At 69.9% G+C, this 25453-nt stretch carries 16 protein-coding genes; 9 read left to right on the top strand and 7 right to left on the bottom strand.

All coding sequences use genetic code 11. The features are described from left to right. Positions 1-181 precede the first annotated feature (181 nt). Positions 182-646 carry a hypothetical protein gene (locus ACFO0C_RS38905; protein ID WP_378071810.1) on the top strand — a complete coding sequence of 155 codons (465 nt, stop codon included), beginning with the start codon at positions 182-184 and terminating at the stop codon, positions 644-646. Between the two features lie 214 nt (positions 647-860). Continuing rightward, a complete protein-coding gene (locus tag ACFO0C_RS38900) occupies positions 861-1496 on the top strand; it encodes a maleylpyruvate isomerase family mycothiol-dependent enzyme (protein WP_378071809.1) in 636 nt (211 codons plus the stop codon). A gap of 129 nt (positions 1497-1625) precedes the next feature. Here the strand turns inward: ACFO0C_RS38900 and ACFO0C_RS38895 are convergent, their stop codons facing one another. Further along, positions 1626-3530 (bottom strand): hypothetical protein, encoded by a 1905-nt coding sequence (locus ACFO0C_RS38895; RefSeq protein WP_378071808.1) that lies wholly within the window; start codon positions 3528-3530, stop codon positions 1626-1628. Continuing rightward, positions 3527-4285: an ABC transporter ATP-binding protein gene (locus tag ACFO0C_RS38890; protein WP_378071807.1), complete on the bottom strand. Its 759-nt coding sequence runs from the start codon at positions 4283-4285 to the stop codon at positions 3527-3529. Before ACFO0C_RS38890 ends, ACFO0C_RS38895 begins: the two co-directional genes overlap by 4 nt. Before the next feature lie 96 nt (positions 4286-4381). Between ACFO0C_RS38890 and ACFO0C_RS38885 the strand changes: the two genes are divergently transcribed. Further along, complete coding sequence (locus ACFO0C_RS38885; RefSeq protein ID WP_378071806.1) at positions 4382-6265, top strand: hypothetical protein; 1884 nt, start codon at positions 4382-4384, stop codon at positions 6263-6265. A gap of 244 nt (positions 6266-6509) precedes the next feature. After that, on the top strand, positions 6510-8228 hold the full coding sequence (locus ACFO0C_RS38880; protein ID WP_378071805.1) for an MFS transporter: 1719 nt from the start codon (positions 6510-6512) through the stop codon (positions 8226-8228). A gap of 371 nt (positions 8229-8599) precedes the next feature. On the opposite strand, the gene ACFO0C_RS38875 is transcribed toward ACFO0C_RS38880, so the two are convergent. From ACFO0C_RS38875 to ACFO0C_RS38860, 4 genes are all read right to left on the bottom strand, one after another. Further along, complete coding sequence (locus ACFO0C_RS38875) at positions 8600-9520, bottom strand: carbohydrate ABC transporter permease (RefSeq protein WP_378071804.1); 921 nt, start codon at positions 9518-9520, stop codon at positions 8600-8602. After that, positions 9520-10497 (bottom strand): carbohydrate ABC transporter permease, encoded by a 978-nt coding sequence (locus tag ACFO0C_RS38870; protein WP_378071803.1) that lies wholly within the window; start codon positions 10495-10497, stop codon positions 9520-9522. Before ACFO0C_RS38870 ends, ACFO0C_RS38875 begins: the two co-directional genes overlap by 1 nt. A gap of 119 nt (positions 10498-10616) precedes the next feature. Then, entirely contained in the window at positions 10617-11990 is a 1374-nt protein-coding gene (locus tag ACFO0C_RS38865; RefSeq protein WP_378071802.1) for an ABC transporter substrate-binding protein, read from the bottom strand. Positions 11991-12379: 389 nt separating this feature from the next. Beyond that, a complete protein-coding gene (locus tag ACFO0C_RS38860) occupies positions 12380-13744 on the bottom strand; it encodes a UDP-glucose dehydrogenase family protein (RefSeq protein WP_378071801.1) in 1365 nt (454 codons plus the stop codon). Positions 13745-14045: 301 nt separating this feature from the next. Here ACFO0C_RS38860 and ACFO0C_RS38855 point away from each other — a divergent pair, with 301 nt between their 5' ends. From ACFO0C_RS38855 to ACFO0C_RS38840, 4 genes are all read left to right on the top strand, one after another. Further along, complete coding sequence (locus ACFO0C_RS38855; RefSeq protein ID WP_378071800.1) at positions 14046-16766, top strand: cellulose binding domain-containing protein; 2721 nt, start codon at positions 14046-14048, stop codon at positions 16764-16766. A 109-nt stretch (positions 16767-16875) separates the two neighbouring features. Then, positions 16876-19761 (top strand): glycoside hydrolase family 48 protein, encoded by a 2886-nt coding sequence (locus tag ACFO0C_RS38850; protein ID WP_378071799.1) that lies wholly within the window; start codon positions 16876-16878, stop codon positions 19759-19761. 2 nt (positions 19762-19763) lie between these two features. Beyond that, complete coding sequence (locus ACFO0C_RS38845; RefSeq protein WP_378071798.1) at positions 19764-20873, top strand: lytic polysaccharide monooxygenase auxiliary activity family 9 protein; 1110 nt, start codon at positions 19764-19766, stop codon at positions 20871-20873. Between the two features lie 378 nt (positions 20874-21251). Beyond that, on the top strand, positions 21252-24272 hold the full coding sequence (locus tag ACFO0C_RS38840; protein WP_378071797.1) for an AfsR/SARP family transcriptional regulator: 3021 nt from the start codon (positions 21252-21254) through the stop codon (positions 24270-24272). A 48-nt stretch (positions 24273-24320) separates the two neighbouring features. Here ACFO0C_RS38840 and ACFO0C_RS38835 read toward each other — a convergent pair whose 3' ends face one another. Then, positions 24321-24953, bottom strand: coding sequence for an L-threonylcarbamoyladenylate synthase (locus ACFO0C_RS38835; protein WP_378071796.1), 633 nt, complete (start codon positions 24951-24953; stop codon positions 24321-24323). A 23-nt stretch (positions 24954-24976) separates the two neighbouring features. On the opposite strand from ACFO0C_RS38835, the gene ACFO0C_RS38830 reads away from it, so the two are divergent. Next, complete coding sequence (locus ACFO0C_RS38830; RefSeq protein WP_378071795.1) at positions 24977-25438, top strand: NUDIX hydrolase; 462 nt, start codon at positions 24977-24979, stop codon at positions 25436-25438. Positions 25439-25453: the final 15 nt, after the last annotated feature.

Here is a 25453-nt window from a genome sequence, read left to right as displayed (position 1 = left end):
CTGAAGGTCGTCGCATGGCCGGCTGAAGGTCGTCGCAATACCGGCTGAAAGGCTGAACTCCCGTGGCTGAGCTGCGGGAGTTCAGCCTTTTGGGTGCGCGTTGCCCGGGTCCACGGACTCCCGTGGTTCCTACGATCCTCCTTGTCCAGAAATTACCCTTTCTTACGGAATCGGTGATCGTATGAACAAGATGACCCGTGCCATCGCCATGACCGGTGTCGCCGTCGCCGCCGGTGTCACCGTGGCAGCCGGACCCGCGGCCGCGTCACCGGGCACCACCGCCGCGCCCGCGGTGTACTCGGCAGCCGTGGCGAGCGCCAAGCCGGCCGCGCCCCCGAAGCAGAGCTTCCAGCGCCGCGACCGGATCTTCGGCTTCTACAACAGCCCGCGCACCTGTCACAAGATCGGCCGGATCGGCCAGTGGAAGAACCAGTGGCAGCGGTACTCCTGCTTCAAGGTCTACCGCGGCTTCCACAGTGGGGACTGGGCGCTGAAGGTCTACTACGGCTGGAACTACAACCACGGCAACAAGCACTGGAACAGCGGCAAGGGCAACCACGGCGGTGGCAGTTACGGCGGTGGCAGCTACGGCGGTGGCGATTACGGGCGTGACAACTACGGCGATTACGGTCAGCGCAAGGGCTGATTCCGTCCGCGCGAAGGGCCGCGCCCGTTCCCGGGTGCGGCCCTCGGCCGTTCCCACGCCGTTCGTACAGCGCATACGCTGGTGGCGGTCTCGCTGGACGGTTTCGCCGGGCGGCTTTCCTGGACGGCTTTCCTGGACGGCTTTCCTGGACGGCTTTCCTTGACGGCTTTCCTGGACGACTTCCCTCGACGGCTTCCCTGGACGGAGGGACGACATGAATCCCTGGCCCGAGATTCACCGGCAGCGGATCGCCGTCGCCGACCTGCTCGACGGGTTGCGTGCCGATCAATGGGAGCAGCCGTCACTGTGCGACGGCTGGACCGTCCGGGACGTCGCCGGTCATCTCACGCTGCAGCAGATCGGGCTGCGGGAGCTCGCCGACATGCTGCGGCACTGGCGGGGTGGCATGAATCCGACCATTCACGACGCGGCGCGCCGCCGGGCCGCTGCCTGGACTCCGGAGCGGCTCGTCGCCGACATCCGTGACACGGCCGCCCTGCGTCGCCGGAACATCGGGGTCACCCCGATGGAGACCCTCATCGACCTGCTGGTTCACGCGCAGGACATCGCCCTGCCCCTCGGTCTCGTGCACCCGATGCCACCGGAGGCGGCCGCCGCGGCCACCCGCCGGACCCTCACGATGCGGTTCCCGCCACCGCCGCCGTCGGTGCGGCTGATGGCCGGGGTCCGGCTGACCGCCACCGACCTGTCGTGGTCGTTCGGGGACGGTCCCGAGGCCCGCGGACCCATCGACGCCCTGCTGCTGACCGTCACCGGCCGCGCGGTGGCGTTGCCCCGCCTCACCGGCCCGGGAGCGGAGATCCTGGCCACCCGCCTGGCCGGCCGGTAGCCCCGGTCCGGCTTGGCCGTGGTCCGGCTTGGCCCTGATCCGGCTCGGCTCGGTGCGGCTCGGCTTGGTCCGGCTGGCTCCGGTGCGGCCGGTGGACGCCTTCGACGGCAACCACCGGCGGGGCCGGGGCTACCGCGGAGCGGGGCGGGGGCGGCGGCCCCAGAGGACGAGACCGGCCAGCAGAACAGCGCCGCCGAGGACGACCATCGCGACGGCGGTACCGGTGCGGGCGGTTCCGGCGAAGTGCGAGGCCACGATCCAGCCGCCGCCGATGTTGAAGACCAGCACCATCAGGCCCTGCGGGATCACCGGGATCCAGCCGGCCATGAGCAGGATCAGCGCCCAGGCGGTGGCTCGGTTCGCCCGGTACCAGTCGGCGTCCCACGTCAGCGGGATCACCGTGTCGGGTGGCCGGGTGCGCTGCCCGGCCGCGGTCAGCACCTCGTTACCGCTGGTGGCGAGCCGGTCGTCGGCCAGCCAGGCGCCGGCGAACCACATTCCGGCTCCGGCGGCGGCACCGATCACCGGGGCCAGCCAGCGCAGATCTCCCGGACCCCAGATGATCATGACCATCGGCGGGATGGCGGCGACCAGGCCGGCTCCGGAGGCGACCAGCACACTGATGATGTCGGTCGGGTTGTCGGCGGACGTCGGATGCCGGGGGTCCGGCACCGGGCGGACCCGCAACAGCGACACCCACACCGGTACGGTCGCACCCGCCCCCAGCACCGCCGGCAGTACCGCGAACGCCGGCAGCGGGTCGACCGCCGGGGCGAGCAGGATCCCGGCGACGGTGAGCAGCAGCGCGATCGGGGTGACCAGCAGCAGCCAGGCCAGACCGCGCCCGCGGACCTCGGCCCGCTCACCACCGGGCGTGGTGAGCGGCATCCACAGCGCGGTCCCGTCGAGCCCGACGAGCCCGGCCGACATGGCGGCCGCCCACAGCGCGGTCAGCACCCCCGCCCACGGCACCAGAATCGACTCGCCGGCCACCATCGGCAGCCCGGCCAGCAGGCTCCCGTAGACCACGGCGAACGCCAGGTACTGCACGCGCAGCGGATGCCGCGCCCAGGCACGAAGCTCACGCCCCGCCACCGCCCACACCGGACCCGGTCCCCACCAGCCCCCGGGAACCCGTCGCCGGGCAGCGGTGGGGGAGGGAGCGGGAGACGGCGTGGGGGCGGAGGTTGCGGGAGACGGCGTGGGGGCGGAAACCCGTCGCGGGCGCCAGCTGGATCCGGTGACCAGCGAACGACGGACCAGCAGGAGGTACGCCAGCGCGAACACCCCCACGATCACCATCAGCCCGCCGATCATGCCGGCTCCACGACCGGCCGGACCGGCCACGGCGGACAGTGGCCAGCTGCCCGGGAACCACGGCAACCAGCGCACGATCTGTGGCGGCGCCCCGCCGAGCAGCGACGTGATCCACGGTGCCACCGCCCACACCGAACCGAGCGCGCCCATCACGGTGCCGGTGAACACGCCGGTGAGGACCGCCCCGGCCGGGCCGCCGGCGTGACCGATGGCCTCCAGGGCGAACGCCGACCCGATCAGCCCGGCCAGCCACAGCAGCAGCGCGCCGAACCCGGCGACCACGACACCCCGCGCGCCGTAGCGGGCGGCGTGCACCGGCAGTGACGCGAGCGCGACCAGCGACACCAGCGGGCCGATGCCGACGGCCGACGCCAGGAGCAGGCCGGCCGCGGCGGGCGCGGTGGCGACCGGTTCCAGGCGCAGGTGTGACGGGCGGACCCGGCCACGCCCGCCGCCGAGCATGAGCGGCAGCACGATCCAGCCGAGCACCCAGGTCCCGGCCAGGATGGACAGGGTGTGGCGGTCCCCGTACACCGCATATCTGATGAGCCACGCGGCCGCGAGCAGACCGGCGATCGCCGCCACCACCGGGCCGGGATGCTCGCGCAGCGAGCGCTGGAACATCGTCGCCCGCATCCGTGCGGGCGTGCCCAGCGCGGTGTGCAGACTCGAAGCGGTGTTCAGGCTCGAAGCGGTGTTCAGGCTCGGCGCGGTCATCGGACGAGCCAGTCCAGGCCGTCGGTGCCGGTGGTCTCGGCGCCGACGAGTTCGACGAACCGGTCCTCCAGCGGGACGCCGCCGGCGACCTCGGCCACCGGCCCGGCCGCCACCACCCGGCCCTGGTGGATGACCGTGACGTCGTCGCACATCTGCTCGACCAGCATCATCGAGTGGGTGGACAGCACGACGGTGCCGCCGCTGTCGGCGAACCGGCGCAGCACGCGGCGGATGCTCGCCGCCGACACCGGGTCGACGGCCTCGAACGGCTCGTCGAGCACCAGCAGGCGGGGCGCGTGCAGCAGCGCCTGGGCGAGGCCGACCTTCTTGCGGTTGCCGGTGGAGCAGTCGGCGAGGGGGGTGGCGGCGGCCTTGGTGATGCCGAGGACCTCGATGAGTTCGCCGGCGCGTTCGGCGGCGGCGGTCCGGGACAGCCCGCGCAGCCCGGCGCTGTAGCGGAGCAGTTCCGCGCCGGTGAGGCGTTCCGGCAGGTCGAGACCGTCGGGCAGGACACCGGTGAGCGCGCGGGCCCCGGCCCGGTCGCGGACCGCGTCGTGACCGAGGATGCTGATCTCGCCGGCGTCCGGGACGACCAGCCCGACGGCCATGCCGATGGTGGTGGATTTGCCCGCGCCGTTGGGCCCGACGATGCCGTGGAAGGTGCCGGGTTCCACGGTCAGATCTATGTGGTCCACCGCCCGGAACGTCCCGAAGGTTTTGCAGAGTCCCCGAATCAGTAGTGCAGGCACTGACATGGCGGTGAGGATAGTCAACAACGTATCGACGGGGGTTCCCATCGGCCTGCGTTGATGGCAGCGTGTCACCCCATGGGATGGAGAAGATCTTTCACTGTGGCCGCGATCGCGGTCCTCGTCGGAGCGTCGGTGGGACCCGCCGGGTCCGCCGCGGCCGCCGGGAAGTACGGCTACCTGAAACCCGGTGGCCAGCCGCGCCTCGTCGAGAAGGTGCCGGTCAACGTGGTCTTCATCGGCTACGAGCCGCAGCAGGTCGGCAAGAAGGCGTTCCTCGGCGAGCTGGCCGGCGGATACGAGCCGGTGGTCCGGTCGCGCCTCAACTACGGGGTGACCGAGAAGCTCGGCATCTCCTACAAGTACGACTACAAGCTCACCTACGCCGACCGGAAGTACGAGGACCGGTTCTTCCGCCAGCTCACCAAGCTCGCGAAGCCGGCCGACCTCACGGCTTTCCAGCAGGCGTACAACGACCAGGCGAACAACGTCCTGGACATCGCGAACAACAACTTCATCGACGCGCCCAGCGTGGAGAAGTGGCTGGCCTACAACGCGCCGTCCGGTGTCGACACGCGCCGTAACACCGTCTTCTTCATCAACTGGTACGGCCGGTCCGACTTCAAACACCACGTCTACACGAAGATCGGCGAGCCGGACCCGGACACCGGCTACGACTTCGGCGCCAACCGGGCCAGCCGCAAGGTGATCGCCTGGGGCGGCACCACCGCCGACGACGAGGAGACCGGTCTCGGCAGCACCCGCCGTGTCTGGTTCCACGACCTGTCGGCCGGTCCCGAGTCATGGACCAGCAACTACGACGTCGACAACAAGGACCTGGACGGCGACGGCGTCGAGGACTACCGGATGCCGCCGACCTGGGAGTACACCGCGGGCGGCTACCGTGCCCCGTCGGCCCTCGCCGGCGACCTCGGCAAGATCACCCGCTACGTGGCGCTGAACCTGCTGTTCACCACGTCGCCGCTGTACCCGGTGGAACTGCCGACGGCCGAACCGCCGAAGACCCTGAACATCGACGACAACACGTACGAGGGCTGGCCCGGCGTCAACGCGTCCGAGGAGTACGTCACCCCGGCGCTGCTGAAGCAGGAGCTGTCCGAGCTGCGCTGGCGCAACAAGCTGTCGTACGACGCGCAGGACCTGCCGTACGACGCGAAGGCCGAGGAGTGCTACCTGGGCACCGCGGTCACCGGCGAGTCCTGCTACCCGGAGAGCGGCTTCCCGGGTTTCGCCAACCTGTACCTGTACAACAAGGAGAACCTGGACCGCGCCCTCGACGACCAGGGCAAGGTCGACTACGAGATCCCGCTGTTCAACTACGCCGTGGGTGAGGGCGTCCCGACGCCGGGTCTCGGGTTCGCCGACGACAACTACGTCGACGGTGACCAGAGCTACGTGTTCTCGTTCATCTCCCCGGACGTGGTCGCCGCCGGTTACGGCCTGACCACCACGCAGATCCACGAGGTCGGCCACCACCTCGGCATGAGCCACCCGCACGACGGCTACGACAGCGCCACGGGTGTCGACTACGGCCCGGGTAACGAGTTCTACTTCGTCAACGCCGGCGACGAGAACAACTCGATGATGAGCTACATCGACGTCAACTGGGACTTCAGCCAGTTCGACCGGGACAACAGCGACCGGTTCCTCACGGCCGCCTACTGGGAGGCCGCGAACCGTCTGGCCGCCGACGTCCCGGCCGGCAAGGGCAAGGCCGCGCTGAAGAAGGCCGACGTCCTGCTCGGCGGCGCGTCGAAGGCGTTCGCCGCGCACAACTACCGCGCCGCGTACGCCCTGTCCGAGAAGGCCTACTACACGGTCGCGGCCGTTCCGGGCGTCGACGCGGCCGGCTTCGCCGCCACCCTCAAGGCCGAAGCCGACCAGGCCCGCCGCACCACCGAACTGCACAGCCCGCACGAGTTCATCGACACCCTGGCCCCGGACAGCCCCCGCAGCCAGCCGTAACCCCCCTTGCCGGTCCTGGTTTCGGCCGGGACCGGCATCTTCTTTTTCTTGTACGGCTACCCGCTCCTATCTCACGAAGACGTTCGCCGGAGCGCATCTGGGAAAGGTGGGAGCGCGCCTGACTTCAACCCCGCTTGACTTCAACCCCGCTTGACTTCAACCAATGTTGAAGGCCGAGCCTGATCTTCATGACCTCGCCTGCTGTTTCAAGCGCCGAACGCCGCTACGCCCGATGACCCGGGCCGTGACATCCCGGAGGACACCGCTGGATCCGAGGGTCCGGGCGATCGGGCTGGCGCTCGCCCTCGGTGGGCTGATGGTCGTCATCGACACGACCGTCACGACGGTGGCGGTGCCCGCGATCGTGTCCGGCCTGGACACCTCCCTGCCGGCCGCACAGTGGGCGACCGCCGGATACCTGCTCGGCCTGGTCGCCGTGATCCCGCTGGCCGGGTGGCTGTCGGTCCGTCACGGTGCCCGCCGCGTCTACCTGGCGGCGCTGCTCGTGTTCACCCTGTTCTCCGCGCTGACCGGCCTGGCCTGGGACGTGACGTCGCTGGCCGTCTTCCGGGTACTCCAGGGCCTCGGCGGCGGCCTGCTCAACCCGGTGGGCCAGGCGATCGGTCTGCGTGCGGCCCCGAGGGAGGCACGCGGCCGCTTGATGAGCCTGCTGGTGCTGCCGTTGGTGATCGGCCCGGTCCTGGGCCCCCTGCTGGCGGGCTGGCTGATCGACACCGCGTCGTGGCGTTGGATCTTCCTGTTCAACATCCCGCTGGGCCTGCTGGCCACCCTGGTCTGCGCCCGCATCCTGCCCCGCGAAGAGTCACCCGGCCCCCGGAAGTCACGCCGGAAGACCAGGACCGGCTGGCTCCCACCGCTGTCTCACCGCCCCGGAGACAGCAGTGAGACCCAGCCGGTTCGGGCCGCTCAGCCGGTTCGGGCCGCTCAGCCGGTTCGGGCCGCTCAGCCGGTTCGGGCCGCTCAGCCGGGCCGGGCCGTTCAGCCGGACCCGGCGGCTCAACCGGACCCGGCCGCTCACCAGGACCGGGCCGGGAGGCCTGACTGGGTCGGGCTCGTTCTGCTGTCCGGTGGTGCGGTGATCGTCGTGGTCGGGGCCACGCTCGTGGACCGGCTCGAGAGCGTCGGGGTCGCGCTGGTGGTGATCGGGCTGGGGTTGCTCGGCGGGTTCGCGTGGCGGGCCCGGCGGGTCGACGACCCGATCGTCGATCTTCGGCTGCTCCGGCACCGGCCGGTCCGGGCCGGGACGGGGGTGCTGGTCCTGTTCGCGGCGGCCTATTTCGGGTCGATGGCGGTTCTGCCGCTGTTCGTCCAGGGGGTGCGCGGGGATCCGGCGTCCGTCGTCGGGCTGATCGGCATTCCGCAGGCGATCGTGGTCGGGCTGGTGGCGCAGGTCGCGACGCGGCTCGTCGACCGGTTCCCGGCGCGGCGCATCGTGCTCACCGGGACGGCCCTCGGCACGCTCGGCGGCTCGCTGCTGCTGACGGCGATCGGCACGGACGCCGGCTACCCGTGGATCATGGCGGCGACCGTGGTGCTCAGCGCCGGCTCGGGAGCGACGCTGATGCCGACGATGACGGTCGCGCTGCGGGATCTCGACCACGCCGAGACACCCCGCGGCACCACCCTGCTCGCGCTGGTCGTGCAGCTGTCCAACGCGCTCGCCGGTGCGGTCACCGCGGTCACGCTCAGCCTCCTGGTGACGAGGGCGATGCAGGGCTCGGGCAGTGGTGTGCCGGGCTCGGGCAGTGGTGTGCCGGGCTCGGGTGGGGGCGTGCCGGGCTCGGGCGGGGGCGTGCCGGCGATGCTGGCCCTCGACGAGGCGGCCCGCGCCGCGCTGCGCCCGGAACTCGCGTCCGCGGTCGCCGGCGCCTACCTGCTCCCGGTCGTCCTGCTGGCCGGAAGCTGGCTGATCGCCTACCGATCACTGCATTCCGCGAGATGACAGAACCAGCCCACGACCCGTCGTTGGCGGTGCTGATGGCGGCAGGGTGGCGTGTCTGAGCGACGGCCGGCGGGCCGCGGCCGGGTGCGAGCCGTCGCTCACGGCGGTCATGGCGTGTGTATGGGCTGTCTGGGCGACGGGTGGCGGGCCGGCTTTGCGGCGGGCGGTGAGCGGGACGGCGGGGTGGGCGCGGTGGGTAGGGCGGTGGGCCAGACCGGAAGAGGCGGGACGGGTTGGTTGTGGTTGGGGGGTGGTGGCCGTACCGGATGAGTGGTTGGAAAGTGATCGGGCGCCGTCGGCGCGGAAAAGGCCGCACCCTCCGCGGAGGATGCGGCCTTTCGCTCTGGTGCGGTGGCGCTGGTGAGGCGGTGTCAGCCCTTGACGCTGCCCGCGAGCAGGCCGCGGACGAAGTAGCGCTGGAGCAGCAGGAACACCGTGACCGGCACGATGATCGAGACGAACGCGCCGGCGGAGAGCAGGTACCAGGCGGTGCCCCGGGTTCCGGAGAGGTTGGACAGCTGCACGGTCAACGGGGAGATCGCCGGCGCGCCGGCGAACGTCAGCGAGACCAGCAGGTCGTTCCACACCCACAGGAACTGGAAGATGCCGAACGCCGCCAGTGCCGGGGTGAGCAGCGGCAGCAGCACCCGGAAGAAGATCGACACGTGGCCCGCGCCGTCGATCCGGGCCGCCTCGATCAGGCTGGACGGCACCTCTTTGATGAAGTTGTGCAGCAGGTAGATCGCCAGTGGCAGCGCGAACGTCGAGTGCGACAACCAGACGGTCCAGAAGGTGCCGTCGATGTCCCAGGACACGAACAGCTGGAGCAGCGGCAGCAGGGTGACCTGCAGCGGGACGATCTGCAACGCGAAGATCGCGATGAACAGGAAGTTCTTGCCGGGGAAGTTCATCCACGCGAACGCGTACGCCGCGAGCGACGCCAGGCACAGCGGGATGAGCACCGACGGGATCGTCATGACCAGCGAGTTCAGGAACGAGTCGGGCAGGTTCGCGCCGGCCTGTTCCGGGTCCAGGACCGCCTTGTAGTTGTCCAGCGTGAACAGCGGGTTGGTGAACGCCGTCCACCAGCCGCTGCGCCGGATGTCCTCCGGTGTGCGGAAGGACGTGATGAGCAGCCCGAATGTCGGGAGCGTCCAGAGCACGGCCAGGACGACCGCGGCGAGCGACGCCCACGGGGAGGTGAGTTTCGCCTTCGCCGTCGCGGCCGCTGACAGCTTCTTGGTCTTCGTCTTCGTGGCCGGAGTGGTGGTGAGCGGTGCTGCGGTGGTCATCACGCCTCCGATCGGCGGAGCTGCCGGATGTTGTAGACGACGATCGGGACGACGAGGACGAACAGCACCACCGCGAGCGCGGCGCCGAGGCCCCGGTTGTCGCTGCGGAACGTCTGGCTGTAGAACTCGTTCGCGATGACGCTGGTGTCGAACCGGCCGCCGGTCATGGTCTGGACGATGTCGAAGACCTTGAGCGTGCCGATCGCGATGGTGGTGACCACGACGATCACCGCCGGGCGGATCGCCGGGAGGGTGACGAACCGGAACATGCCCCACGGGCCGACACCGTCCAGGCGGGCGGCCTCGATGATGTCGTCCGGGATCGCCTTGATGGCCGCCGACAGCACGGTCATCGCGAAGCCGGCCTGGATCCACACCATGACGGCGATCAGCAGGAACGTGTTCAGTGGCGACTCGATGAGCAGCTGCACCGGTTCGCCGCCGAGCCAGACGATGATCTGGTTGATCAGGCCGATCTGCTTGACCGTGCCCTGGTTGGGCCGGTACTCGTACATGAACTTCCAGATGACGCCGGCCGCGACGAACGAGATCGACATCGGCAGGAAGATCAGCGCCTTGGCGAACGACTCCATCCGGGCCTTGTCGACCAGGATCGCGTAGAGCAGGCCGACACCGGTCGCGACGAACGGGGTGACCAGCACCCAGAACGCCGTGTTCCGCAGAACCGTCAGCTGCTCCGGGTCGCTCAGGATGGTCGCGTAGTTCTCGAAGCCGATGAAGTTCTTCAGCGACGCGTCGAAGAACGACTGGTAGATGGTCCGCAGACCGGGGTAGAGCAACCCGACGCTGAGCATCAGCACGGTCGGGGCGAGGTACAGCGCGGCGACCGCGCGGTCACGCTTGCCGGTGAACCGGCCGGCGATGAACAGGATCAGGCCGATGACAGCGGCGAACAGAAGGATCGCCGCGCCCATCTGCAGGATCTTCTGAGATGTCGTGGTGGCGGTGGTGAACACGCGGCCCGTTCCTCCTCAGTGCGTACGGAGGGGTTGAGAGGTTAAGTGAAGAACAGAAGTGATCAGACTGCTAGGGCCGGTCGGGCGATATCCCGACCGGCCCCGGTACAGCTATCCGATCACTTGGGCCACGCGGCCTCGATGGCGTCGAGGGTCTTCTTGGTGTCCTGACCGGTGATCCAGTTGGTGCTCTGCTTCCAGAACGCGTTGGAGCCGACCGCGGCGGGCATCATGTCCGAGCCGTCGAAGCGGAACTGCGCGTTCGGGTCCTGCAGGATCTTCGCCGAGAGCTGGTCGATCGGGTTCACCAGGTTGGCGATGTCCAGGCCCTTGTTGGCGCTGACCCAGCCCGAGGAGACCTTCGCCTTGGCGTTGGCCCACACGTCGGTCGCGAGGTAGGTCTGGAAGGCCTTGACCTCCGGACGGTCCGCGAACGCGAGGACGAACTCGCCACCACCGAGGACCGGCTTCTTGTCGGCGGTCTCGCCCGGCAGGTAGAAGGCGTAGACGTCGCCGTCCTCGGCCACCTTGGTCGACTTGTCGAAGTTGGCCGCGTAGAAGCTGGCCTGGCGGTGCAGCGAGCAGTTGCCTTCGACGATCTGCAGGCCGGCGTCCTGGAACGTGGTGCTGGCGATGCTCTTGACGTCGCCGAGGCCGCCGTTGACGTACTTGTCGTTCTTCAGGTACTCACCGACGGCGTCGAGGGCCTTGGTGGACTCGGCGCTGTTGAACGGCGTCTCGTGCTTGACCCACTTGTCGTAGGCCTCGACACCGTTGAGACGGAGGTAGAAGTCCTCCATCCAGTCGGTCAGCGGCCAGCCGGTCGCCTCACCGGAGGAGATGCCCGCGCACCACGGCTTCTTACCGGTGGCGGCGATCTTGTCGCTCAGAGCCTTGAGGTCGGCGAGCGTGGTGGGGACGGTGTAGCCGTTGTCCTTGAACTCCTTGGGGGAGTACCAGACCAGCGACTTCACGTTGGCGCCCAGCGGGGCGGCGTAGAACTTGCCGTCGACCGTGCCGTAGGCCTTCCAGTCGGCACCGAAGTTCTTGTCGACCAGCGTCGCCGTCTCGGCCGGGGCCTCCTTGGCCTTGCCGGTGGCGACCAGGCGCTGCAGCAGGCCCGGCTGCGGCACGTAGGCGATGTCCGGCGGGTTGCCGGCCTCGGCGCGGATCAGGACCTGGGTCTCGAAGGACTTGTCGCCCTCGTACTTGATGGTGACGCCGGTGCAGTCCTCGAAGGGCTTGTAGGACTGCTTCTGCGGAGCGTCCTCCGGGGTCACGATGCCCGTGTAGATCGAGACTTCCTTGCCCTTGAGATCACCGAACGCGGTGTAGGGCGAGCAGTCGATGGCTGCGAGGGACGAGGCGGGAACCGTGCCGCCGCCTTCATCCTCTTTACTGTCCGCGCAGGCGCTCAGGCCGAGAACCAGGCCCGCGCTCAGGGCACCGGCGAGCGCGACCCGCGATCGCGAACTCCCACGTTGAACGAACATACCGCTCCCTATGTCATGTAGCGCCTCCGGCGTCTTGCGACGCCGCCGTCCGAAGCGCTTCTTGACCAACAGTCAAGAGGTAACCAGCAAGTTGCGCAATGATTTCAGCGCGATCGAGTCGGTAACGATATCGCTGCGACCCTCCGGCACCTTAACCGGTTAAGGAGATTGGCGGAAGAGCCTACCGCTCCTTGACTTGTCCTGCACCATTTTAGCCGTATTTATCCGGACTAAACGGTTATCGCGTATGGTGTGAGCCGGTTTTGTGACGGCCCGTGCCGATACCCCGGTGAACGCCCTGCCAAACCCACGAAAAGAAACCGCCGCGATGGCCAGTGGCCACCGCGGCGGTTGACGTACGTCTACGTGGTTTTATCCGGATACAGCCGCTATCCGGACACCGCCACGTAGCGGTAGCCGAGCCGGCGCATCCGGTCGGCGTCCAGCACGTGCCGGCCGTCCAGCAGGATCGGCGTGCGCATCAGGCCGACGAACTTCGACCAGTCCAGCTCCAGGTACTGCGCCCACTCGGTGACCAGCACGACCGCGTCGCAGTCGGCGAACACGTCGTCGATGGTCTCGCTCAGGTACGCCGACAGCTCCGGCTGCTCGATCCGGAACCGGCCGGTGGCGACCGGGTCGTGCAGCTTGACCCGGGCCCCGCGGGCGATCAGCGAGTTCGCGATGTCCAGCGCCGGCGCGTCCCGCAGGTCGTCGGTGTTCGGCTTGAACGCCAGGCCCAGCAGGCCGATCTTGCGGCCCTTGAGGATGCGCAGCTCGTCCTGGAGGCGCTCGACGGCGATGGCCCGCTGCCGGCTGTTGACCTCGCGTGCCGCCTTCACGATCGGCATCTCGAGGTTGTACTCCGACGCGGTGGCGATCAGCGCCTTGGTGTCCTTGCCGAAGCAGGAGCCGCCCCAGCCCACGCCCGGCTGCAGGAACCGGGAGCCGATCCGCTGGTCCAGGCCCATGCCGCGGGCGACCTCGGTGATGTCCGCGCCCACCTTGGCGGCGAGCTGGCCGATCTCGTTCGCGTAGCTGATCTTCAGGGCCAGGAACGCGTTCGCCGCGTACTTGATCAGCTCGGCCGACGCCAGGTCGGTGGAGACCAGCGGGACCGCGTTGGCGTCCTCCGGCCGCGGCAGGAAGGTCGGCGGCGTGAACGTCTGGTTGATGATCGGCCGGTAGAGGCGGTTGAGCACCTCGAGGCTGCGTGCGTTGTCCGAGCCGATGACGATCCGGTCCGGGTAGAGGGTGTCGGCGATCGCGTTGCCCTCACGGAGGAACTCCGGGTTCGACGCGACGGCGAACTCGACGCCGTCGGGCCGGTCCTCGCGCTGCTCGAACGAGTCACGCAGGATGGCGTCGACCCAGTTGCCGCTGCCGATCGGCACGGTGGACTTGTTGACCACGACGGTGAAGTCGTGGTTCAGGTTCTGGGCGACGGTCTCGGCGGCGCCGCGGAGGTAGCGGAGGTCGGGGCTGCCGTCCTCGGCCGACGGGGTCTGCACCGCGACGAACACGACGTCGGCGCCGGGGACAGCCTCCTCGTACGAGGTGGTGAAGGTGAGGTTCTGCGCCGCCTCGGCGAGCAGGTCCTCCATCCCGGGCTCGTAGATCGGGCACTTGCCGCCGCGCAGCATGTCGACCTTGGCCTGGTCGAGGTCGACACAGGTCACCTCGTGACCGAGGAAGGCCAGGCTGACGCCCGTGGTCAGGCCGACATAGCCGGTACCGATAACGCAAACCTTCATGCAATCTCCTCCACCGCTATGCCGTACCCGCGGTTACGCCACGTATTCGGAAAGTGGCCCAACCGGCCTCTCGCCGGGCCGGCCGGCCGGCGCCTCGGATGGTGCCGACCTGCGTGTTCCGGCCGAATGATACACAGCCCTTCCAGCGACCAAATGTCACCGAATGTCGTCTTCGCTCCGGCGAGGTGAACGGTCGGCCGAACATCACCGAGAAGTTTCCGGCTCTTGACATGAAGATGACAGCGACAGACGCTTCTGGGAGCGCTCCCACTCATGCATTTCAATGGAAGGGTCATCCCCCATGCGAAGGTCCCCCGGCTTCGCCATCGTCGCCGCCCTCGTGACGGCAGCGACGGCCGTCGTCGTCGCCTCCGGTCCGCAGGGTGCAGCCGCCGCCCCCGCAGAGCCCTACACCTGGAAAAACGTTCGTATTGACGGAGGCGGGTTCGTTCCCGGCGTCGTCTTCAACCCGGGCGAGAAAGACCTCATCTACGCCCGCACCGACATCGGCGGCGCCTACCGCTGGAGCCAGTCGGCGCAGAGCTGGACCCCACTGCTCGACTGGGTCGGGCAGGACGACTGGGGACACAACGGCGTTCTCAGCATCGCCGCCGACCCCGTCGACACCACCCGCGTCTACGCCGCCGTCGGCATGTACACGAACACCTGGGACCCCAACAACGGCGCCATCCTGCGCTCCACCGACAAGGGAAACACCTGGTCACGGACGTATCTGCCGTTCAAGGTCGGCGGCAACATGCCCGGCCGCGGCATGGGGGAGAGGCTGGCCGTCGACCCGCGGAACAACCGGAACGTCTATTTCGCCGCCGAGGGCGGAAACGGGCTCTGGCGCAGCACCGACTACGGGGCCACGTGGGCAAAAGTGTCCAACTTCCCGAACGTCGGCAACTACGTCGCCGACCCGTCCGATACGAACGGCTATCTGAATCAGAACCAAGGTCTGACATGGGTCACCTTCGACCCGGCGTCACCGGCTGTATATGTCGGCGTCGCGGACAAGGAGAACCCGGTCTACCGGTCACTGGACTCCGGCGCCACCTGGGAACGAGTCGCCGGCCAGCCCACCGGATACCTCGCGCACAAGGGCGTGATCCAGGGCAAATACCTGTTCATCGCCACCAGTGACACCGGCGGCCCGTACGACGGCGCCGCCGGCCAGGTCGCCCGCCTCGACACCACCACCGGCGTCTGGACCGACATCTCGCCGACCCCGGTCGCCGACCGCTACTACGGCTACTCCGGCCTGACCGTCGACGCCCAGAAGCCCGGCACCCTGATGGTCGCCACCCAGATCTCCTGGTGGCCCGACGCGATCTTCTTCCGCTCCACCGACTACGGCGCCACCTGGACCCGCGCCTGGGACTGGAGCAGCTACCCCAGCCGCACCAAGCGCTACACCATGGACATCTCCGCCAACCCGTGGCTGGACTTCAACAGCACCGCCCAGGCGCCCGAGGAGAGCCCGAAGCTCGGCTGGATGAACGAGTCCCTCGCCATCGACCCGTTCGACTCCAACCGGCTGCTCTACGGAACCGGCGCCACCCTCTACGGCACCACCCAGCTGACCAACTGGGACAGCAACACCACGTTCACCATCAAGCCGTTCGCCAAGGGCATCGAGGAGACCGCGGTCCAGGACCTGGCCAGCCCGCCGACCGGCGCGCCCCTGGTCAGCGCCCTCTACGACGTCGGCGGTTTCTACCACGCCGACCTCGACACGGTGCAGCCGAGCTTCCACGACACCCCCGCCCTGGGCAGCAACACCGGCCTGGACTTCGCCGAGCTCAGCCCGTCGTTCTTCGTCCGGGTCGGCAACGCCGAGGCGGCGCCGCACATCGGCATCTCCAACGACGGCGGCAAGAACTGGTACCAGGGCCAGGAACCGTCCGGCGTCACCGGCGGCGGCACCGTCGCGGTCGGCGCCGACGCCAACGCCGTGGTCTGGTCCCCGGCCGGCGTCGGCGTGCACTACTCCACCACCCGCGGCAGCACCTGGAGCCCCTCCACCGGCATCCCGGCCGGGGCCAAGGTCGAGAGCGACCGGGTCAACCCCAAAACCTTCTACGGGTACGCCGCCGGCAAGTTCTACACGAGCACGGACGGCGGCGCGACGTTCACCGCGTCGGCCGCCGCGATGCCCGCCGACGGCCGGGTCAACCTGAAGGCGGTGCCGGGCGTCGCCGGCGAGGTGTGGCTGGCCGGCAAGACCGGACTGCTGCGCTCCACCAACTCCGGCCAGACGTTCGCCACCATCGGCGGCGGCGTCAGCGAGGGCGTCAACGTCGCGTTCGGCAAGGCCGCACCGGGAGCCACCCGCCCCGCTGTCTTCCTGGTCGGCACGGTCGACGGTCTCGACGGTGTCTTCCGGTCCGACAACACCGGCGCCTACTGGGTGCGGATCAACGACGACAAGCACCAGTACGGCAACGCCGGTGACGCCCTGGCCGGCGACCCGCGCATCTACGGCCGCGTGTACCTGGGCACCAACGGCCGGGGCATCCTCTACGCCGACCGGCAGGGCGGACCGGCCAGCCCGACCCCGTCGGTGTCGGCGTCCTCGTCGGCGTCCCCCTCGACGTCGTCCTCTGCGCCCCCCTCGGCGTCGGCGAGCCCGAATCCGTCGGCCTCCGTGTCGATCTCGGTCCCGCCGTCGGTCACGGTCTCGCCCAGCACCTCGGCCAGCAGTTCCGCCGGCTGCACCGCCACCTACAAGGTGACCGGACAGTGGGGCGGCGGCTTCCAGGGCGAGGTCACCGTCAAGAACACCGGAACCACCGCCACCACCGGCTGGAAGGTCGGCTGGTCCTACACCGCCGGGCAGGTCGTCACCCAGAGCTGGGGCGGCACCGCCACCCAGTCCGGGGCCGCCGTGTCCGTGGTGAACGCCGGCTACAACGGCGCGCTGTCGTCCGGGGCTTCCACCACCTTCGGATTCCTCGGCAGCAACACCGGCACCACCAACCCCGTTCCGTCCCCGATCACCTGCACCACCACCCCGTAGCCCGGGATCCCGGCGGTGCCCGGTACGACACCGGGCCCCGCCACCACCCGGCGGAGAGGAAATCCCCGTGACCCCATCCCCCAGAAGCACCGGCAGGTTCCGACGCAGAGTGGCGCTCGCCGGCGTCGCAGTCCTCGGCGCCGGCGCTGTTCTCGCAGCCGGCGCCCCGGCCTACGCCGCGGCCGGCTGCACCGTCGTCTACAAGGTGCAGAGCCAATGGCCCGGCGGCTTCACCGGCGACATCCAGATCAAGAACACCGGTGACCCGCTGAGCAGCTGGAAACTCGAGTTCGACTTCCCGGACGCGGCACAGAAGGCCGGACAGGGCTGGAGCGGCGTCTACAGCCAGTCCGGCCAGCACGTCACGGTCAACAACGCCGCCTGGAACGGATCACTGGCCACCAACGCGACCGTCGGCACCGGCTTCAACGGCACGTTCGGCACGGCCAACCCGGTGCCCACCGCGTTCACGCTCAACGGCACCGCCTGCAACCAGGCCGCCAACGCACCGACCGTGGCCATCACCAGCCCGGCGGCGAACACCCGCTACACCGCGCCGGCGTCGATCCCGATCGCGGCCACCGCCACGGCGGCCAGCGGGCAGACCATCAGCAAGGTCGAGTTCTACCACGACGGCCTGCTGCTCGGCACCGACACGGCCGCGCCGTACACGTACTCCTGGGACGGGGTGCCGGCGCAGACCGCGGCCTACCACGTGCAGGCCATCGCGTACGACAACGCCGGCACCAAGAGCAGCACCGCCGACGTGCCGGTCTTCGTGGACGCGGCCACCACCCCGGCGATCGTCGCCGACGCCACCTCGCTGGCGATCAACCCCGGTGCCAGCGGCACGTTCAAGCTCGCCCTGAGCAAGGCGCCGACCGCGAACGTCACGGTGGCCGTCGCCCGCAGCGCAGGCTCCACCGCGGTCACCGTCACCCCGGCGACGCTCACCTTCACCCCGTCGAACTGGAGCACCGGCCAGTCGGTCACCGTCGCCGCCGCGAGCACCGCGACGGCCGGGTCCACCGCGACCATCACCGCCAGCTCGACCGGCTACACGTCGGCGCAGCTCGGCGTCACGGTCACCGAACCGGGCTCGGTCGACACCCGGTTCACCCAGCTCTACAACGACCTGAAGAACCCGGCGAACGGTTACTTCAGCCCGGAGGGCGTGCCCTACCACTCGATCGAGACGCTGATCGACGAGGCGCCCGACCACGGTCACGAGACCACGAGCGAGGCGTTCTCCTACTGGCTGTGGCTGGAGGCCGCCAACTCGCGGATCACCGGCGACTGGGCGCCGTTCAACAGCGCCTGGACGACGATGGAGAAGTACATCATCCCGTCGCACGCCGACCAGCCGACGAACGCGAACTACAACGCGTCCAAGCCGGCGACGTACGCGGCCGAGTACCCGCTCCCGTCGCAGTACCCGTCGCAGCTCGACACCAGCGTCTCGGTCGGCACCGACCCGCTGGCAGCCGAGCTGAAGAGCGCGTACGGCACCGACGACATCTACGGCATGCACTGGCTGCTGGACGTCGACAACACGTACGGCTTCGGGCACTGCGGTGACGGCACCACCCGCGTCGCGTACATCAACACCTTCCAGCGCGGCCCGCAGGAGTCGACCTTCGAGACCGTGCCGCAGCCGTCCTGCGACACGTTCAAGCACGGCGGCCCGAACGGCTACCTGGACCTGTTCACCAAGGACGCGTCCTACGCCAAGCAGTGGAAGTACACCAACGCGCCGGACGCCGACGCCCGTGCCGTGCAGGTCGCCTACTGGGCTCTCCAGTGGGCCACCGAGCAGGGCAAGCAGGCGCAGATCTCGACGACCGTCGCCAACGCCGCCAAGATGGGCGACTACCTGCGGTACTCGTTCTACGACAAGTACTTCAAGCAGCCCGGCTGCGCGTCCACGTCGTGTGCCGCGGGCACCGGCAAGAACGCCTCCAGCAACCTGATGTCGTGGTACTACGCCTGGGGCGGTGCCTACGACACCAGCGCCGGATGGGCGTGGCGCATCGGTTCCAGCACCAGCCACTTCGGCTACCAGAACCCGATGGCCGCCTACATCATGTCCAACGTCAGCGCCTTCAACCCGAAGTCGCCGACCGCGAAGGCCGACTGGCAGGCCAGCCTGACCCGTCAGCTGGAGTTCTACCAGTGGCTGCAGTCGTCCGAGGGCGCGATCGCCGGCGGCGCGACGAACAGCTGGAACGGCAACTACTCGGCGCGGCCGGCCGGCACGCCGACCTTCTACGGCCTGGCCTACGTGGAGGCCCCGGTCTACGCCGACCCGCCGTCCAACCAGTGGTTCGGCATGCAGACCTGGTCGCTGGAGCGGCTGGCCGAGTACTACTACACGACCGGTGACGCCAAGGCCAAGACGATCCTCGACAAGTGGGTCACCTGGGCGCTGGCCAACTCCACCATCACCGCGACCAGCTTCGAGATCCCGTCCGACCTGACCTGGTCCGGCGCTCCGGCCACGTGGAACCCGTCGAGCCCGGCGGCCAACACCGGCCTGCACGTCACGGTCAAGAGCAAGGGCACCGACCTCGGTGTGGCCGGCTCGTTCGCCAAACTGCTCACCTTCTACGCCGCCAAGTCCGGCAACACGGCGGCCAAGACGGCGGCGAAGAACCTGCTCGACGCGATCTGGACGCACAAGGACGGCAAGGGCGTCTCGGTGACCGAGACCCGGGCCGACTACAACCGGATGGACGACGTCTACAACGCCTCCACCGGCCAGGGCATCTACATCCCGCCGGGCTGGACCGGGAAGATGCCGAACGGCGACGTGATCCAGCCGGGTGTCTCGTTCCTGGACATCCGCAGCTTCTACCGCAACGACCCGGACTTCCCCAAGGTCCAGGCCTACCTGAACGGCGGCGCCGCGCCGACGTTCAACTACCACCGGTTCTGGGCGCAGGTCGACGTGGCCACCGGTTACGCCGAGTACGCCCGCCTCTTCCCCCAGGGGTGACGATGCGACTTCTCCGAATGGCCGCGGTGGCCCTGTTCGCCGCCGCGGCCGGGATCCTGGCCCTGCCCAGCACTCCCGCCCAGGCCCACGGCGCCATCCAGGTGCCCGGCAGCCGCACCTGGTTCTGCTACCAGGACGGCCGCAACCCGCAGACCGGCGCGATCGAGCCGAAGAACGCGGCCTGTGCCGCGGCGGTCGCGGCCAGCGGCGTCAACTCTCTCTACAACTGGTTCGCCGTACTCCGTTCCGACGGGGCCGGGCGGGTCAACGGGTTCCTCCCGGACGGTCAGCTGTGCAGTGGTGGCACCGGTGGCCCGTACAACTTCACCGGGTTCAACCTGGCCCGGACCGACTGGCCGACCACCCACCTGACGGCCGGGGCGAACATCCAGTTCAAGTACAACGACTGGGCCAAGCACCCCGGCACGTTCTACCTCTACATCACCAAGAACGGCTACGACCCGACCAAGCCGCTCGCCTGGAGCGACCTCGAGCCGACGCCGTTCGACCAGGTGACCAACCCGCCGGCCAACGGCGGGCCGGGCACCGACGACGGGCACTACTACTGGAACGGGACCCTGCCGGCCGGTAAGACCGGCAAGCACCTGATCTACTCGGTGTGGTCGCGTTCGGACAGCACGGAGACGTTCTACGGCTGCTCGGACGTGGTCTTCGACGGCGGCAACGGCGAGGTGACCGGCATCGGCGGCAACACCAGCCCGTCGCCGAGCACCCCGACCAGCCCGTCGCCCAGCCCGTCCACCAGCGTGCCGGGCAGCCCGTCGCCCAGCCCCAGCACCTCGACCAACCCCGGCGGCTGCACGGCGATGTACAACATCGTGTCGGCGTGGAGCGGCGGCTTCCAGGGCGAGGTCATGGTGCACGCCGGGACCAGCGCGGTGAACAACTGGAAGATCACCTGGACCTGGCCGGGCGGGCAGCAACTCGCCCAGGTCTGGAGTGGCAAGGCGACCAGTAGCGGGTCCCTGGTCACGGTGACACCGGAGAGCTGGAACGCGAGTGTGCCGGCCAACGGCTACGTCACGTTCGGGTTCCTGGCGTCGGGTACCTCGGCACCGACGGTGCAGAACCTGGCGTGCACCACGGCGTAGCCCTCCGGCCTCGCCGTAGCCGAACACCCGGGTGAGCACGTTGCCACCCTGGGCGACAGTTCCCCCGGCAGAGTGACTGACGTCGCGCTGTCGGGGGCGCTGTACACCGGGGGCGCTGTACACCGGGGGTGGCTTGACGGCGAACCGTGAGAATGTGGTTACGGCACCGACCTCGTCGACAGCCTCTACCTGCCGGGACACCGTCCGGGCCGGCGGGTCCGCGATGCTGGAATCGCCCGCTGGGGATGTTAAGGGGCGCCCACGACCCCCCGTGGCCCGTGGACGCCGGACCATGGTGCCGATCTCCGTTTGCAAATCGATTGCACGTGAGCAATTGTTCTAGGCTCGGAGGCGGGGACGACCGGGGGACGACCGACGATGCACTGGCGGCTGCTGGGTCCGATGCGCCTGTCGGGCAATGCCCCGCACCACCCGGACTCCCCACACCCCGACCCGCCGGGTGTCGACCTCGGTCCCGGCAAGCAACGCTGCCTGCTCGCCTCCCTGCTGCTCACCCCGCGCCAGACCGTACCGTCCGGCACCCTCATCGACCGGATCTGGGGCGACAGACCGCCACGGTCGGCCACCCCGCTCGCGCCCTACGCCGCCCGCCTGCGCCGCATCCTCGACCCGGTCCCCGGCGCCGGCAGCATCCGGTTCGCGTCAGGCGGCTACCTGATCGACTGCGATCCCGACCGGGTCGACCTGCACCGGGCCCGCCGCCTGGTCTTCGAGGCCCGCGCCGCCGAGGAGGCCGGCGACGACGACCGCGCCGGCGGGCTCCTGCTCGACGCCCTCGACGGCTGGGACGGCCACGCCCTCGCCGGAGTGCCCGGCGACTGGGCGGCCCGCGTCCGCGAAGCCCTCGCCCGCGAACGGCTCGACGTGCTCACCCGCCTCGGACGCACCGCCCTGCGCCTGGGCCGCGCCGAGGAGGTCGCCGAACGGCTCGCCCCGTTCGCCGCCGAGAACCCCACCGTCGAGGGTCTCGTCGCGGTGCAGATGTGTGCCCTCGTCGCGTCCGGGCAGCCGGCACAGGCGCTGGAGGCGTTCGCCCGTACCAGAGATGCCATCGCCGACCGGTTGGGCAGCGAACCCGGACCCGAACTGACCGCCCTGCACACCGGAATCCTGCGCGGTGACGCGCCCCAGGCGGCGCCCGCCGCCCGCCGCGGTTCGGGGTCTGGCGGTTCGGGGTCTGGCGGTTCGGGGTCTGGCGGTTCGGGGTCTGGCGGGGAACTGTCGCAGCTGCCCGCCGACGCCATCGCCTTCACCGGCCGCCGTGCCGAACTCGGGGAACTCGACCGCGCCCTCACCGGCGGCCTACGCCTCGCCGTGGTCACCGGCCCGCCCGGCGTCGGCAAGACCGCTCTCGCCGTGCACTGGGGCCACCGGGCCGCACACCGCTTCCCCGACGGGCAGCTCTACCTCAACCTGCGCGGATTCGACGGCAGCGACGAGGTGATGACCCCCGACGAGGCCGCCCGCACCCTGATCACCGTCCTCGACCCCGGCCGTCCCGTCCCGCACGGCCTCGACGCCCGCACCGGGCTGCTCCGCGGCCTGCTCGCCAGCCGTCGCCTGCTGATCGTCTTCGACAACGTCCGCGACGCCGCCCACGTACGACCGCTGCTGCCCGGCGCCGGCGAGTCGGTCACCATCGTCACCAGCCGTGACCGGCTCACCGGCCTGGTCGCCTCGCATGGCGCCGTGCCGGTGCCCCTCGACGCCCTCGACCCGGGCGCCGCCGGGGAACTGCTCGCCGGACGGCTCGGCGCGGCCCGCCTCGCCGCCGAGCCCTGTACCGCCGCGGCCCTCGTCGCCGCCACCGCGGGGCTGCCGCTCGCCCTGGTCACCGTCGCGGCGCGGGCCGCCATCCGGTCCGGGGAGGCGCTCGGTGAACTGGCCGCCGAACTCACCGGATCCCGCCTCGATGGGCGCCGACTCGACGGGGTGCGTCTCGATGGGTTGAGCCTCGATGGCGCCGATGGGGATGACGAGACGGATCCGCGGACCGTGTTCTCGTGGTCCTACCGGTCGCTGAGCCCGGCCGCCGCCCGGCTGTTCCGGCTGCTCGGTGCCAACCCCGGTCCGGACATCTCGGCCGCCCTCGCGGGATCTCTATTCGGCGAGGGCTGTGCCGGCGAGGGCGGTGACGGCGAGAGCTGTGCCGGCGAGGGCGGTGCCGGCGAGGGCGGTGCTGGCGAGAGCTGTGCTGGCGAGAGCTGTGCCGGCGAGGGCGGTGCCGGCGAGAGCGGTGACGGTCGGGGTGTCGTTGGTCAGGGTGTCGCGGGCCCGGATGTCGGCGGCCTCCTCGACGAGCTCGTCACCGCCAGCCTGCTCAGCGAGCACCGGCCCGGCCGTTACGTGATGCATGATCTGCTCCGGGCGTACGCCGCTGATCTCCTGCCCGAGACCGAACGCGGCCCGGCGGTGCGCCGCCTCCTGGACCACCTGCTGCACACCGCGCGCACCGCCGCCTTCAACCTGGACCCGAAACGGCGGCCGCTGACGTTCCGGCCGCCCGCCGCCGGGGTCCGGCCTGAGCCGCTGAGCGGCGAGGCCGACGCGCTGCGCTGGTTCGCCGCCGAGCACGCCGGACTGATGGCCGCCCTGCGGCAGGCCGCCGACCTCGACGACTACGGCTGGCAGCTGCCGTGGGCGATGGACGACTTCCTGGACCGGCAGGGCCACTGGGACGACTGGGCCGCAGCCGAACGTATCGCCGTCACCGCCGCCCGCCGCCGCGGCGAGACCCGCGCCGAAGCCGCCGCCCACCAGTCCCTCGCCCGCGGCTATGTGCAGGTCGGCCGGTACGACGAGGCCGAACCCCACTACGCCGAGGCGGTGCGTCTCTACGAGGGGTTCGGTGATCCGGGCGGCCGGGCCAACATCCTGTTCGGCATCGCCTGGATGCGCGACCAGCAGGGACGCAACGCCGAGTGCCAGGAACTGGTCCGGCAGTCGCGACCCCTCTACCGGGAAGCCGGTGACGTCGTCGGCGAGGCCCGGGCCCTCAGCGCCCTCGGCTGGTCACTGGGCCGCGACGGCCGCCACGACCTCACCCTGCGCTACTGCCGGGAGGCGCTCGAACTGCATGACGAACTCGGTGACCGGCACGGGCAGGCCGCCACCTGGGACAGCATCGGCTGGGCGCACCATCATCTCGGCGACCACGACCTCGCCGTGCGGGCCTACCGGCGGTCGCTCGACCTCTACCGGGCCGCGGGCGACCTGGCCAACGAGGCCGACATCCGGGAGCACCTCGGCGACACCCACGCCGCCTCCGGAGACATCGCGGCCGCCGCCGGGGAATGGCGGACGGCGCTCACCCTGCTGGAGAGACTCGATCATCCGGGTGCGGCCGGGCTGCGGGACAAACTGCGCGCACTGGACTGAACTTGGATATGTCCGGATCTCGGTATGGATCTTTGTCCGGGTCCGGAGTCAGAGTGCGCCGGCGCTGAAACGGCTCGGGTCGCCGGCGCCGACACGCAGGATCTCCGGCTCGCCCTCGGACAGGTCGATCACCGTGGTCGGCTCGGTGCCGCAGTCCCCGGAGTCGATCACCGCGTCGATCGCGTGGTCCAGGGTCTCCTTGATCTCCCAGCCCTGCGTCATCGGTTCGGTCTCACCCGGCAGGAGCAGCGTCGACGAGACGATCGGCTCACCGAGTTCGGCCAGGATCGCCTGCGCTGTGGTGTGCGCGGTGATCCGTACCCCCACCGTCTTCTTCTTGGGGTGCAGAAGCCGCCGCGGCACCTCCTTCGTCGCCGGGAGGATGAACGTGAACGGCCCCGGCGTCGAGGCCTTCACCGCCCGGAACAACGCGTTGTTGATCGTCACGAATTGGCCCAGCTGAGCGAAGTCGTGACACAGCAGCGTGAAGTGGTGCCGGTCGTCGAGATGCCGGATCGCCCGGATCCGGTCCAGCGCGTCCTTGCTGCCCATCCGGCAGCCCAGCGCGAAACACGAGTCGGTCGGATAGGCGACCAGCCCGTCGGAGCGGATCAGCTCGACGATCTGATGGATGCTGCGTGCCTGCGGGTTGTCCGGGTGCACGTCGAAGTACTTGGCCACTCCCGACAGCTTAGGCTTCGGTGATGGCGAGCGTTCACCGCCCGGCGGTAAGGGTGATCTGTTTCGACGCCGACGGCCGCGTCCTGCTTCTGCGCTGGGAGGATCCGGTCTCCCGGGCGCGCCTGTGGGAGCCACCCGGCGGCGGCATCGACCCGGGCGAGACACCACTGGAGGCGGCCCGGCGTGAGCTCGCCGAGGAGACCGGTCTCGACCCGGGCGCGATCGGGGCCCGAGCCGTCGACGTGCAACGGGACACGGTCTGGAAAGGGACCCACTTCGTGGGCCCGGAGCAGTTCTTCGCGGCCTTCTTCCGCACGTCACGGCCGCCGGTGGTCCGGGAGGGCCTGCTGGCGTACGAGCAGAGCGAACTCCTCACCCACGCCTGGATCGACCCCGCCGACCTGGACGGCCTGCCTGACCGGCTGGAGCCGCCGGTTCTGCCCGCTCTTCTCCCTGAGTTCCGCTCGTGGGCCCGCCAGGCGTGAGCGGTGTTGTGCCGG

Source organism: Actinoplanes subglobosus (genome assembly GCF_042650585.1).
GTDB lineage: Bacteria > Actinomycetota > Actinomycetes > Mycobacteriales > Micromonosporaceae > Actinoplanes > Actinoplanes subglobosus.
Note: the sequence above shows the minus strand (reverse complement) of the source record. Positions and strands in the feature narration are given on the sequence as shown.

Bases quoted from the DNA above. Each gene is read 5' to 3' on its own strand.
- ACFO0C_RS38890 (WP_378071807.1), bottom strand. From the start codon at position 4,285: ATGTCAGTGCCTGCACTACTGATTCGGGGACTCTGCAAAACCTTCGGG.
- ACFO0C_RS38905 (WP_378071810.1), top strand. From the start codon at position 182: ATGAACAAGATGACCCGTGCCATCGCCATGACCGGTGTCGCCGTCGCC.
- ACFO0C_RS38860 (WP_378071801.1), bottom strand. From the start codon at position 13,744: ATGAAGGTTTGCGTTATCGGTACCGGCTATGTCGGCCTGACCACGGGC.
- ACFO0C_RS38840 (WP_378071797.1), top strand. From the start codon at position 21,252: ATGCACTGGCGGCTGCTGGGTCCGATGCGCCTGTCGGGCAATGCCCCG.
- ACFO0C_RS38845 (WP_378071798.1), top strand. From the start codon at position 19,764: ATGCGACTTCTCCGAATGGCCGCGGTGGCCCTGTTCGCCGCCGCGGCC.
- ACFO0C_RS38895 (WP_378071808.1), bottom strand. From the start codon at position 3,530: ATGACCGCGCCGAGCCTGAACACCGCTTCGAGCCTGAACACCGCTTCG.
- ACFO0C_RS38855 (WP_378071800.1), top strand. From the start codon at position 14,046: ATGCGAAGGTCCCCCGGCTTCGCCATCGTCGCCGCCCTCGTGACGGCA.
- ACFO0C_RS38830 (WP_378071795.1), top strand. From the start codon at position 24,977: ATGGCGAGCGTTCACCGCCCGGCGGTAAGGGTGATCTGTTTCGACGCC.
- ACFO0C_RS38875 (WP_378071804.1), bottom strand. From the start codon at position 9,520: ATGACCACCGCAGCACCGCTCACCACCACTCCGGCCACGAAGACGAAG.
- ACFO0C_RS38900 (WP_378071809.1), top strand. From the start codon at position 861: ATGAATCCCTGGCCCGAGATTCACCGGCAGCGGATCGCCGTCGCCGAC.
- ACFO0C_RS38865 (WP_378071802.1), bottom strand. From the start codon at position 11,990: ATGTTCGTTCAACGTGGGAGTTCGCGATCGCGGGTCGCGCTCGCCGGT.